We start from the raw sequence: 11993 nt of genomic DNA, 5'->3' as shown, positions 1-11993 counted from the left end.
TTCCCATCATGGGAAGCCACAACCTGCACGGCATCCGAACCCGGACTTCCGTGAGGACTCCCGCATGAATGCCGCCCGCCGACCGCAGCGACACCCGCTCCAGCAGCATCCGACCCAACAGCATCCGACCCGGCAGCACCCGCCCGCCGATCCGGCGCCGACAACGGCTGCGCATTCGCTGCGCGTCGGCATCGTCGGCATGACCTGCGGCTCCTGCGTGGCGCGGGTCGAGAAGGCCTTGCGCGCGGTGCCCGGCGTCGAGCGCGCCAGCGTCAACCTGGCCACCGAAACCGCCGAGCTAGACTCGGCCACGGCCGTCTCAGCGGCTGAGATCGAACGTGCGGTGGCCGCGGCCGGTTATGCCGTGGTCACCCGCGAGGTCGTGCTGGAATTACGCGGCATGAACTGCGGCTCCTGCGTGGGCCGGATCGAGAAGGCGCTGAGCGCGGTCGCCGGGGTGGTCGCGGCTTCGGTCAATCTGGCGACCGAACGGGCGACGGTAAAGGTGTTCGACGGGGTCGAGCCGGCCACCTTGCTCGACGCGGTAGAGCGCGCCGGTTACGTCGCCGCCCTGCCCGTCGCGGCTTCGTCCGGCGGCAGCGACGGCGATGGCATTGGCAACGCCCCCGCGCAGGCCGGCCATGCCGAAGCCCCGACCTCGCCGGCGATGTCGCGCGAGACCCGACACTTGTGGATCGCCGCCGCGCTGTCGCTGCCGCTGGTCGCGCCGATGCTCGGCCTGCTGTTCGGCGAGCACTGGATGCTGCCGGGCTGGCTGCAGTTCGCGCTCGCCACGCCGGTGCAGTTCTGGCTCGGCGCGCGTTTCTATCGCGCCGGCTGGCATGCGCTGCGTGCGCGCAGCGGCAACATGGACCTGCTGGTCGCGCTGGGCACCAGCGCCGGTTACGGCCTGAGCCTGTATCACCTGCTGCGCGGCGACAACAGCGCGCTGTACTTCGAGACCTCGGCGGTCATCGTCACTCTGATCCTGCTCGGCAAATGGCTGGAAGCGCGCGCCAAGCGCCAGACCACCGCGGCGATCCGTTCCTTGCAGGCGCTGCGTCCGCTCAGCGCGCGGGTGGTGCGCGACGGCGTCGAGACCGAACTGCCGATCGCGCAACTGCGCATCGGCGACCGGGTGGTGGTGCGCCCGGGCGAACGCATCGCCGCCGACGGCCGCATCGAGGAAGGCCGCAGCCATGTCGACGAGTCGCTGATAACCGGCGAATCGCTGCCGGTCGCGTGCGGCGAAGGCGACCGGGTCACCGGCGGCGCGGTCAACGGCGAGGGCCGCATCGTGGTCGAAACCCTCGCGGTCGGCGCCGAGAGCGCCTTGGCGCGGATCATCCGCCTGGTCGAGGACGCGCAGGCGAAAAAGGCGCCGATCCAGCGTCTGGTCGACAAGGTCAGCGCGGTCTTCGTGCCGGTGGTGATCGTGTTGGCGCTGGCCACCCTGCTGGCCTGGGGCCTGTCGAGCGGCGACTGGAATCAGGCCATCCTCAACGCGGTGGCGGTGTTGGTGATCGCCTGCCCTTGCGCGCTCGGCCTGGCCACGCCGACCGCGATCATGGCCGGCACCGGCGCAGCCGCGCGTGCCGGCCTGCTGATCAAGGACGCCGAGGCATTGGAGCTCGCGCATCGCATCGACACCGTCGCCTTCGACAAGACCGGCACTCTGACCGTCGGCGAGCCGGTGCTGGCCGAACTGGTCGCCATCGACGGCGACCGCGACGCGGTGCTGGCGCAGGCCGCGGCGCTGCAGTCGGGCAGCGAGCATCCGCTGGCGAACGCCGTGGCTCAGGCTGCCGCCGGGCTGACGCTGCCCTCGGTCTCGGCGGTCGTCGCCGTGCCCGGACGCGGTTTGCGCGGCCAAGTCGAGGGCCGTTCGCTGTTGCTGGGCAGCACGCGCATGCTCGAAGAACTCGGCGCTGAACTGGCACCATGGCGCGCCCAGGCCGAACGCCTGAGCGCGAGCGGCCACAGCGTGTCGTGGCTGGCGTCCGAGGAAGCGCCCTGCGCTGCCGCGAACGTTCGCGTACTCGCCCTGCTCGGCTTCCGCGACACCCCGCGCGCCGACGCCAAGGCCGCGATCGAGCGCCTGCATGCATTGGGCCTGCGCACCGTGATGATCTCCGGCGACCATGCCGGCGCCGCGCGCAGCATCGCCGATGCGCTCGGCATCGACGAGGTCCGCGCCGAGGTATTGCCCGAACAAAAGGCCGCGGTAGTCGCCGAACTGGCGCGCCACGGCACCGTGGCGATGGTCGGCGACGGCGTCAACGATGCCCCGGCGCTGGCCGCGGCCGATGTCGGCATCGCCATGGGCAGCGGCACCGACGTGGCGATGCATGCCGCCGGCATCACCCTGATGCGTGCGCAGCCGGGCCTGGTCGCCGACGCGATCGACATCTCGCGCCGCACCACCCGCAAGATCCGTCAAAATCTGTTCTGGGCGTTCGGCTACAACGTGGCCGGCATCGCCCTGGCGGCGATGGGCTGGCTCGACCCGATCGTCGCCGCCGCGGCGATGGCCTTCTCCAGCATCAGCGTGCTCGGCAATACCCTGTTACTGCGACGCTGGCGCCCGGCCGCCGCTCGATGAGGACCGTATCCATGCCCCTTAAGCCACTGCCGCCCGAACTCGCCCAGGCCAAGGCCGACGGCCTGCACAACATCGGCGAAGCCGCCGCGCTCAGCGGCGTCAGCGCGAAGATGATCCGCCACTACGAAAGCATCGGCCTGATCCCGCCGGCCGGGCGCAGCGTGGCCGGCTATCGCTTGTACAGCGACAACGACCTGCACCGCCTGCGCTTCATCAAGCGCTCGCGTTCGCTGGGGTTTTCGATCAAGCAGATCGAGACCCTGCTGGGGCTGTGGGACAACCGCTCGCGCGAAAGCGTCGAGGTTAAACGCTTGGCGCTGGCCCATGCCGAGGAACTCGCCGGCAAGATCCGCGAAATGCAGACCATGCAGCGCATCCTCGAAGAACTGGCGCACCGCTGCCACGGCGACCACCGGCCGGATTGCCCGATCCTGGAGGATCTGGCGGCGCCGAACGCCTGAGCGCCGTCGAGGCTCCAGGGCTTCAAGGGTAGGAGCGGCGCGAGCCGCGACCGTGATCTGCGGCTGCGGTTGATGCCCATTCACGCTGCGGCAGTCGGGTGTGTTGTCGGTTCCAGAGACATGCGCCGCTCTACAGGGATAGCGGCGTCGCTGCCCGAAGTTTGTAGGAGCGGCGTGAACCGCGACCATGATGTTTGGGCCGTGGTTGATGGACCAGCCAGGTCGCACTGGACGCACACGCGTCGGCTGCAAAAACATGCACCGCCGCCCGCATTGGCGCGGTCGCGGCTCACGCCGCTCCTACAGGGATAGCGGCGTCGCTACCCGAAGTTTGTAGGAGCGGCGTAAGCCGCGACCGCGATATCAAACGTGGTTGCGCGCCACCACCGCCAGGGCCTGGCGGGTTTCCTCGCCGTCGCGGCGGCCCATGGCTTCGGCGGTTTCGGCGAGCCAACGCTTGGCTTCCTCTTCACCGTCCCGGGCGACCCGGTCCAGGTATTCAGGCGTGATCCGCGCCAGCTCTTCGCGCAGGCGCTGCGCACGCTCGTCGTATTGGCGGATCAAGGCGTTTTCGTCGGACGCCTCGATCGCACCGATTTCGCGCATCGCCTGCAGACGCTCGAGCCACTCGCGACGGCGTTGCTCCGGGTCCATCGCGGCGCGGCTCAATTGAAGCCGATGTCGTAGGCCGTGTTCAGCACGAACTTGGCCGCTTCGGGCAGGTCCGAATCCTGCGCGGCGTCGTTCGCCAGGCCGAGGAATTGGTCCGCGGCGCCGGCGACGAAATCGCCGATCACCCCACCGATTTCTCTGCCGATCATCGTACCCAAGGGACCGCCGAGCGAACCGATGCCCGCGCCGAGAGCCTGACCGATGCCGCTCGCTAGATCGCCGAAAAGGGACATAAACACTCCTTTGCTGGGGGATGGCGTGTGATCCCAGTGTCGTCACGACGAAATCCGGGTCAATCTGGGAATGACCCTAGGCACATGCGGCGACGATGCTGAATCGGCAGCGGTCGGTAGCTGAACGAGATGACGGACGATGGTGCAGCAAGCGCACGCGAACTCGTCGCCGCCCCGTCGCCGCAGTGCGGACGGCCTCGAGCGCGGTGCATCGCCATGACGCGAGCCTCGACGCGACGCTCAGTTGAGTTTGGCCACCCACGACAACGGCATGCGTTTCATCAGCCAGCCGAGCAAGGCCCAAGGCCACCACGGCACGTAGGCCTTGGCCGGTTCCTTGTCGATCGCGTGCACCAGCAAGCGGCAGCCGGTGGCCTCGTCGATGATGTAGGGGGTCTGCTTGGCCGGCGCCCGGTCGTTCATTTCGGTACGGATATAGCCCGGGAAAATCGTGCTGACCTTGATCGAAGGCTTGCGCAGCATGTCGGTGCGGATGCCTTCGGCGAGCGAGGCGACGCCGGCCTTGCTCGCCGCATAGGCGGTAAGCCCGCCGCGCATGCCGCGCATCGCGCTCATCGAGGAGATCAACACCAGATGGCCGAGCCCGGCTTCGCGGAAGATTTCCATCGCCGCCTCGCATTGCGCGAGCGCGGCGAGGAAATTGGTCTCGACGATGTTGCGGTTGAGGGCGAACTGGCCTTTGCCGACCGGCGCGCCCTGGCCGATGCCCGCGTTGACGATGATCCGGTCGAGCGCGCCGAGCTCGGCGCGCAGGGAACGGAACACTGCGAACACCTGCTCGTGATCGGTGACGTCGAGACTGCGGATGGCGACGCGAATGCCGGGGTGCGCGGCTTCCAGTTCGGCCTTGAGCGCTTCCAGGCGATCCAGCCGCCGCGCGCACAGGGCCAGGTCGCTGCCGGCACGGGCGAACTCGCGCGCCATGCCGCGGCCGAGTCCGGAACTCGCGCCGGTAATGAGGATGTGTTTGCGCATGCGGCCGGCTCCTGAAGCGGTCGGTTCAGCGATAAGTGACGAGGCCTTCGCGCGCCTGCAGATGCGCGTGACCGTTGAAGGTGGACAGCCGCAGGCCGCTGCGCGCGACGTGCAACTGGGTGACGCCGGCATTGACCAGGCTCCAGCTCAGGCGCAGCGCCTGCGCGTCCGGCGCATCGAGCAGGCCTTGCACGACCGCGGCGATCGGGCCGCCCGAGGTGAACACCCACACGTTGGCCGAGCCCGCCGCGGCGTCGGCCGCGGCCTGCAAGGCGTCGCGACAGCGCTGCCGGAACGCCGGCCAGCTCTCGCTGTAATCGTGGTCGTGCTCGCCGCCGGCCCAGCGCGTCATGGCCGCGGCGAACAACGACTGGAAGGCGCGGCGTGGATCGGCGGCTGCGCCCAGCTCGGCGGTCAGGCGTTCGTGGTCGCCGTATTCGGGGCGATGACGGGCGACGATTTCGCGATGGTCGAACTCGTTCCAGCGCGGGTCGATCGCCACCTCTGGCGCCCGCGCCTCGAGCCCTTTCCCGCGGCCCGAGTGCATCGCCGCCAGGCATTCCTCCGCGGTCTGCCGATGCCGGCGCATGCCGCCGGCGATGACCCGGTCGCCCTCGCGCCACAGCGACGCGAGCGCGGCGCCGAGCAAGCGCGACTGTTCGCGGCCGCGCTCGCTGAGTTCGTCGTAGTCGGCCGCGCCGAACGCGGCTTGCCCGTGACGGACCAGGTGGATGCTCGCCGCCATCTCAGGCGCCCGGCCCGCGGCGGTCGCGCGCGATCGCGCGGCGGCAACGCCAGTGCAGATAGTTCACCGACAGCCAGAAGCGCTTGAACGCCGGGTTGCGGGTCTGGCCGTGGTGATAGCGGTAGTAGATCTGTTGCGCGATCGCCGACAGGCGGAACAGGCCATAGACCTCGTAGAAGGCCCAGCTGCGCGGGCGCAGGCCGGTGCGTTCGCTGTAGTACTCCATCACTTCGCGGCGGCTGAGCATGCCGGGCAGATGGGTCGGTTGCCGGCGAGTGCTCTGGGCGATGAAGTCGTCGCCGGCCTCGACCCAGTAAGCCAGGGTATTGCCGAGATCCATCAGCGGGTCGCCGAGCGTAGCCAGCTCCCAGTCGAGCACGCCGATCACCCGGGTCGGGTCCCGCGCATCGAGCACCACGTTGTCGAACCGGAAGTCGTTGTGGGTGAGGCAGATGCGCTCCTCCTGCGGCAGGTTGGCGCGCAGCCAGTCGACGATCGCGCGGCCGCTCGGCACGTTCCAGGTGCGGGCATCGGCATAGCGCCGGCTCCAGCCGTCGATCTGGCGCTGGACGTAGCCCGCGCCGGCGGCAAGGTGTTCCAGCCCCGCTGCGCGGTGGTCGACCTGGTGCAAGGCGATCACGGTATCGAGCACGTTGACGCACAGGCTGCGCACCTGTTCGCGCGACAGCTCGACACCGCGCGGCAGGTTCTTGCGCGGGATCGGGCCGTCCAGGCGCTCCATCACGTAGAACTCGGCGCCGATCACCGCTTCGTCGGCGCAATGGGCGTGCATCGCCGGCACGAACGGGAATACCGGTTTCAAGGCCTGCTGGATCCGGTACTCGCGCCCCATGTCGTGCGCCGACTTGGCCTTCCTGCCGGCCGGCGGGCGGCGCAGGATCAGGTCGTCGTTGTCGTAACGCAGGCGGTAGGTCCAATTGGACGCGCCGCCGGCGTACTGACTGACCACCGGCGTGCCGCGCAGATGCGGCAGGCGTGGTTTCAGCCAGGCGTCGACGGCGGCGGCATCGAGTTCTTCCCCGGCTCGCACCGCGCGGCTGCCGTCGCCGGCGGCATCGTTGGCGACGCGCTCGCTCATGCCTTGCCGTCCGCGCCGGCCGGCTTCTTCCTGGCGCGGCCGCCCTGCCCGGCGCGGCGCATCGCCGCCTCGTAAAAGCGATAGGGCAGCAGGCGCTTGAGCATCCAGAAACGCCGCGCCGAGGCGTGAGTCAGGATGCGGAATTCGCCGCGGGCGACGCCGTCGCGGATCATCGCCGCGATCTCGTCGGCGCCGATGCCGGCCTCGTCGACCAACTTGCGCATCCAGCGCGCATAACGCGGGTCGGTGTTGCGCAGGCTTTCGCCGAGGTTGGTGCGGAAGAACGCCGGACAGGCGACGGCGAGGCGGATGCCGTCGCCCCCGAGTTCGGCCTTGAGGGTCTCCGACAGCGCCACCACCGCGGCCTTGGTGGCGTTGTAGGCGGCCGCGTACGGCGGGTGGATCAGCCCGGCCATCGAGGCGATGTTGAGAATCGTGCCGCCGCCCTGGCGGCGCAGGATCGGCGCGAAGACCTTGCAGCCGCGCACCACGCCGAGCAGGTTGATGTCGATCATCCATTGCCAGTCGGCGATGGGCATCGCTTCCAGCGGGCCCATGTCGGCGACGCCGGCGTTGTTGACGACCAGGTCGACGCCCTGCCATTGCGCCAGCAGCCAGTCGGCCGCGGCCTGCAGGTCTTCTTCGCGGGTCACGTCGCAATGCAGGCAGTGCGCGGTCGCGCCGAGCGCCTGCAAGGCGGCGAGGGTTTCCGCGCCGCGCATGGCGTTGACGTCGCCGATGCACACGCGCGCCCCCTCGCGCGCATAGCCTTCGGCGAGCGCGCGGCCGAGGCCGGATGCGCCGCCGGTGATGAACACTCGGCCCGCGTTCATGCGGCTTCCCTGGCGCTGCGGCCGAGGCCGTACTTGGCCAGTTCCATGCGCGCGACCATGGCGCGATGCACCTCGTCGGGTCCGTCGGCGATGCGCAAGGCGCGCGCGATCATGAACAAACCGGTCAGCGGCACATCATGGGACACCCCGGCGCCACCATGGATCTGGATCGCCTGGTCGACGACGTCCTGCAGCAGGTTCGGCGCGACCACCTTGATGGCCGAGATTTCGGTCATCGCTGCCTTCACTCCGAAACGTTCGATCTTCCAGGCCGCGTACAGGGTCAGCAGACGCGCCTGATCGATGGCGATGCGCGCCTGGGCGACGCGTTCGAGGTTGCCGCCGAGGCGCAGGATCGGCTGGCCGAAGGCCAGGCGCGCGCTGCCGCGGCGGATCATCAGTTCCAGGGCGCGCTCGGCCGCACCGATGGCGCGCATGCAGTGGTGGATGCGGCCCGGTCCGAGCCGGCCCTGGGCGATCGCGAAGCCCTGCCCCAGCCCGACCAGCAACTGGTCCTTCGGCACGCGCACGTTGTCGAATACGACTTCGCCATGGCCGTAAGGCGGGTCGTACTCGCCGAAGGTCGGCAGCATGCGTTCGACCCGCACGCCCGGCGCGTCCAGCGGCACCAGCACCATGCTGTGGCGCGCGTGCGCCTCGGCCTCGGGGTTCGACAACCCCATGAAGATCGCCAGCCGCGCATCGGGATGGCCGATGCCGGTCGACCACCACTTGCGCCCGTCGAGCACCAGTTCGTCGCCGTCGGCGCGAATCGTCGCCTGCATGTTGGTCGCGTCCGAGGAAGCCACATCGGGTTCGGTCATGCAGAACACCGAGCGGATCTCCCCGGCCAGCAGCGGCGCCAGCCACCGCGCTTTCTGCGCCGGCGTGCCGAAGTGATGCAGCACTTCCATGTTGCCGGTGTCGGGCGCGTTGCAGTTGAAGACTTCCGCTGCGAATTCGTAGTGCCCCATCGCCTCGGCCAGGGGCGCGTATTCGAGCACCGACAGGCCGCCGCCGAGCCCGGCATCGGGCAGGAACAAATTCCACAGCCCGGCCTCGCGCGCCAGCGCCTTGAGTTCGCCGATGCGCGGATGCACGCGCCAACGGCGCCAGTCGGCGCCGGCGTTGAGTTCGGCGTTCTCGCGACGGTACCGGGCCTCGAACGGCTCGATGTGTTCGGCGATGAAGCCGCGCAGGCGTTGCAGGTGCTCGACGGTACGGGCGCTCGGAGCGAAGTCCATCACGGATTCCTGGCGCGGGCGGCGGCCCGGTCCGGATCATCCTAGGCGGGCGACGGGGCTGAATGAAGTGATATTTGCTAACTTCCCATCATGAGCCAGATTCACAGCAGGACCGACCAGCTCGACCTCAACCTGCTCAAGGTGTTCGAGGCGGTGTATCGCGAACAGAACCTCAGCCGCGCCGCTCAGGCCTTGTTCCTGACCCCGTCGGCGGTCAGCCACGCCGTGGCCCGCCTGCGCCTGCAGTTCGGCGACCCCTTGTTCGTCCGCGACGGCCGCCGCATGAGCCCGACCCCGGCCTGTCAACGCTTGGCGCCGAGCCTGCTCGACGCCCTCGGCCGGCTGCGCGAACTGCTGCAGCAATGGGACCGCTTCGATCCGGCGCGAACCCGGCAGTCGTTCCGCATCGGCATGCCCGATGCGACCGAGAGCGCCTTGCTGCCGGCGCTGGCGCAGGCGCTGGATGCGCAGGCGCCGGGCGCGACCCTGGCGAGCGTCGCGGTGGCGCGGCGCGAACTCGGCCGCGAACTCGCCGGCGGCCAGGTCGACCTGGCCATCGATGTGGCGCTGCCGATCAGCGAACCGGTGCGGCACCGGCCCCTGTTCCAGGACGGCTTCTGCGTGGTGATGCGCCGCGGCCACCCGCTGGCGAAGCGGCTGAGCCTGAAGCAGTACCTGCAGGCGCGGCATGTCGCGGTGTCGACCCGCGCCAGCGGCCAGGTGATCGAAGACATCGCCCTGCTCAACCTCGGCCTGCAGCGGCCGATCGCGTTGCGCTGCCAGAACTACCACTCCGCCTGCCAGGTCGTGGCCGAGTCCGACCACCTGCTGACCATGCCGTCCGGCCTGGCCGGACGCATCGCCTCGAGCGCCCAGTTGCAGCGCGCCGCGGTGCCGTTCGCGCTGCCGGCGGCGCAGCTGCATCTGTACTGGCATGCCAACAGCGAGTTCGACCCGGCGAACCAGTGGTTGCGGGAGGTGGTGGTGGGGGTATGCGAGAAGGGGCTGTTTGGGTGAGTTCGTTTTTGCACTTCCGGGTGCAGGGCTAGCCGCGGCTAGCCATTCCGATCTTGCGTCGTCTTCGGAGGCCCCTGTAGGAGCGACGTGAGTCGCGACCGCGGGGTGCGCGGAGATCTGAAGGCCGTCGCCATCCATCGAAGTGGCGCGCCCTCGCCAGGGTAGGAGCGGCGCGAGCCGCGACCGCGCTGCTGCGGTCTTGCGGCGCACGCTTCAAGAAAGATCTGGATCAAGATCAAGATCAAACCCAAAGCTTCCGCCACTAAAGCGGCGGGTCACTTTCTTTTGTCTAAAGCAACAAAAGAAAGGTAACCAAAGAAAAATGCTTCTTTTTGAATCCAGGGCCCGCACGAGCGATGCCGACGCGGTGATTTTTCATACGGGACCTCCCTGTCCCGATGAAAAACGGCCTGCATCCATGCAGGCCGCCCTTCGGGTCTTCCATGGCCTTCGCTAGCTCGAAGCTACGCACGGCAACCGCCACCGCAACGAAGGATGTTTTGGGGCAGGAGCGGCGCAAGCCGCGACCTTTTGCATGCGCCGACGCAGGTTGGCCATTGCCTCGGTCGAGACTCACGTCGCGTTCTACAGAGACAACCCGAGACGATGCGAGACTGAGGCATGGCGGTCGCGATGTGTGTCGCTCCTGCTTTTGTTTCGTCGCACATCGCGATCGCGATAGCGACCCTGTCGCCTATTAGCTTGGCGGCCGATGGGCCATGGCCTTCTCCAGGCGGGCTGTCCGGGACGATAGCGCAATCGGCTGCCACGACCCTGTCCTGTCGCCACGTCTGCGCATGATGCCAGCCGGCTCCGGTCATTCCACGCAGGCCGACGATCGGCGCGTGCACGTGAAGGCCGGCGCCAGGATTCGTCTTACATTGACACCGTCCGAGCGGCCTCCGAACATCCCCGCCATCGCACCTGCTTTGGAGAACACCGTGATCCTGCGCCTTGCCCCGCTCGCCTGCGCCCTGATGCTCGTCGCCTGCGGCGGCAAACAGCCCGACCCGGCCGCGACCGCTGCGCCGGCCGGCGCCGAGGACAAGGTGCTCAATGTCTATAACTGGTCGGATTACGTCGCCGACGACACCATCGAGAACTTCGAGACGGCGACCGGCATCAAGGTCAACTACGACGTCTACGACGCCAACGAAACCCTGGAAAGCAAGCTCACCGCGGGCGCGTCAGGCTACGACGTGGTGTTTCCGTCGGCGCGGCCGTTCGCCCAGCGCCAGGTCAAGAGCGGGCTGTATGCCGCGCTCGACAAGAGCAAGTTGAGCCATTGGAAGCACCTCGACCCGCAGTTGCTGCAGAACCTGGCCGGCATCGACCCCGGCAACGCGCACCTGGTGCCGTACATGTGGGGCACGACCGGGCTCGGCGTCAACGTGGACAAAGTCCAGGCCGCGCTCGGCGCCGGCGCGCCGCTCGACAGTTGGTCGCTGTTGTTCGACCCGGCCAACGCCGCCAAGCTCGCCAAGTGCGGCATCACGGTGCTCGACGACGACCAGGAAGCCTTCGGCGCGGCGCTGATCTGGCGCGGGCGCGATCCGAACGCCGGCACTGCCGACGAGATCGAGGTGGTCAAGAAGGTCTACGAGGCGATCCGCCCGTATGTGCGCACCTTCAACAACGCCGAATACAAGGACGCTTTCGCCAACGGCGACGCCTGCCTGGTGATGGGCTATTCGGGCGACATCGCCCAGGCCAGCACCGACGCCTTCGACGCCGCGACCAAGGCCGGCAAACCGGTTCCGAACCTGCGCTTCGTGTTGCCCAGGGAAGGCGCGATCCGCTGGGTCGACGTGATCGCCGTGCCGAAGGGCAGCAAGCACGCGGGCAATGCCCATGCCTTCATCGACTATCTGCTCGACCCGAAGGTCGCCGCGGCGATCAGCAACCACGTCGCCTACGCGAGCGCCAACCAGGATGCGCTGCCATTGGTGGACCCGGCCATCGCCCAGGACCCCGGCGTGTATCCGCCGGCCGAGATGCGCGCCAAGCTGATCGACCCCAAGTCCCTGCCCGAAGACGTGCAGCGCCAGCGCGTACGCGCCTGGACCCGCATCAAGAGCGGGCACTGAGCGC

The 11993-nt window shown here is 68.7% G+C and carries 11 protein-coding genes; 4 read left to right on the top strand and 7 right to left on the bottom strand.

The genetic code is table 11. The features are described 5' to 3' along the window. Positions 1–64: 64 nt before the first annotated feature. Both AC6CH2_RS02130 and cueR read left to right on the top strand, forming a co-directional pair. Entirely contained in the window at positions 65–2602 is a 2538-nt protein-coding gene (locus AC6CH2_RS02130) for a heavy metal translocating P-type ATPase (RefSeq protein ID WP_498267717.1), read from the top strand. Positions 2603–2613: 11 nt separating this feature from the next. Further along, positions 2614–3063 (top strand): Cu(I)-responsive transcriptional regulator, encoded by a 450-nt coding sequence (gene cueR, locus AC6CH2_RS02125; protein ID WP_498267716.1) that lies wholly within the window; start codon positions 2614–2616, stop codon positions 3061–3063. Positions 3064–3426: 363 nt separating this feature from the next. Here cueR and AC6CH2_RS02120 read toward each other — a convergent pair whose 3' ends face one another. The 7 genes from AC6CH2_RS02120 to AC6CH2_RS02090 form a co-directional block, all read right to left on the bottom strand. After that, positions 3427–3732, bottom strand: a complete 306-nt coding sequence (locus AC6CH2_RS02120) for a hypothetical protein (RefSeq protein WP_498267715.1) — start codon at positions 3730–3732, stop codon at positions 3427–3429. Further along, positions 3729–3968, bottom strand: coding sequence for a hypothetical protein (locus tag AC6CH2_RS02115; protein ID WP_031373914.1), 240 nt, complete (start codon positions 3966–3968; stop codon positions 3729–3731). The genes AC6CH2_RS02120 and AC6CH2_RS02115 overlap by 4 nt, the downstream gene beginning before the upstream one ends. A gap of 240 nt (positions 3969–4208) precedes the next feature. Further along, positions 4209–4964, bottom strand: coding sequence for an SDR family oxidoreductase (locus AC6CH2_RS02110; RefSeq protein WP_498267714.1), 756 nt, complete (start codon positions 4962–4964; stop codon positions 4209–4211). A 25-nt stretch (positions 4965–4989) separates the two neighbouring features. Next, positions 4990–5709: a histidine phosphatase family protein gene (locus tag AC6CH2_RS02105; protein ID WP_498267713.1), complete on the bottom strand. Its 720-nt coding sequence runs from the start codon at positions 5707–5709 to the stop codon at positions 4990–4992. Position 5710: 1 nt separating this feature from the next. Next, complete coding sequence (locus AC6CH2_RS02100) at positions 5711–6808, bottom strand: phosphotransferase family protein (protein WP_498267712.1); 1098 nt, start codon at positions 6806–6808, stop codon at positions 5711–5713. After that, a complete protein-coding gene (locus tag AC6CH2_RS02095; RefSeq protein WP_498267711.1) occupies positions 6805–7641 on the bottom strand; it encodes an SDR family oxidoreductase in 837 nt (278 codons plus the stop codon). The genes AC6CH2_RS02100 and AC6CH2_RS02095 overlap by 4 nt, the downstream gene beginning before the upstream one ends. Beyond that, a complete protein-coding gene (locus AC6CH2_RS02090; RefSeq protein WP_498267710.1) occupies positions 7638–8885 on the bottom strand; it encodes an acyl-CoA dehydrogenase family protein in 1248 nt (415 codons plus the stop codon). Before AC6CH2_RS02090 ends, AC6CH2_RS02095 begins: the two co-directional genes overlap by 4 nt. Positions 8886–8975: 90 nt before the next feature. Between AC6CH2_RS02090 and AC6CH2_RS02085 the strand changes: the two genes are divergently transcribed. Beyond that, positions 8976–9902, top strand: coding sequence for a LysR family transcriptional regulator (locus AC6CH2_RS02085; RefSeq protein WP_498267709.1), 927 nt, complete (start codon positions 8976–8978; stop codon positions 9900–9902). A gap of 941 nt (positions 9903–10843) precedes the next feature. After that, positions 10844–11989 carry a polyamine ABC transporter substrate-binding protein gene (locus tag AC6CH2_RS02080; RefSeq protein WP_498267708.1) on the top strand — a complete coding sequence of 382 codons (1146 nt, stop codon included), beginning with the start codon at positions 10844–10846 and terminating at the stop codon, positions 11987–11989. Positions 11990–11993 lie beyond the last annotated feature (4 nt).

The sequence above is a fragment of the Lysobacter sp. GQ73 genome, assembly GCF_059758755.1.
Note: the sequence above shows the minus strand (reverse complement) of the source record. Positions and strands in the feature narration are given on the sequence as shown.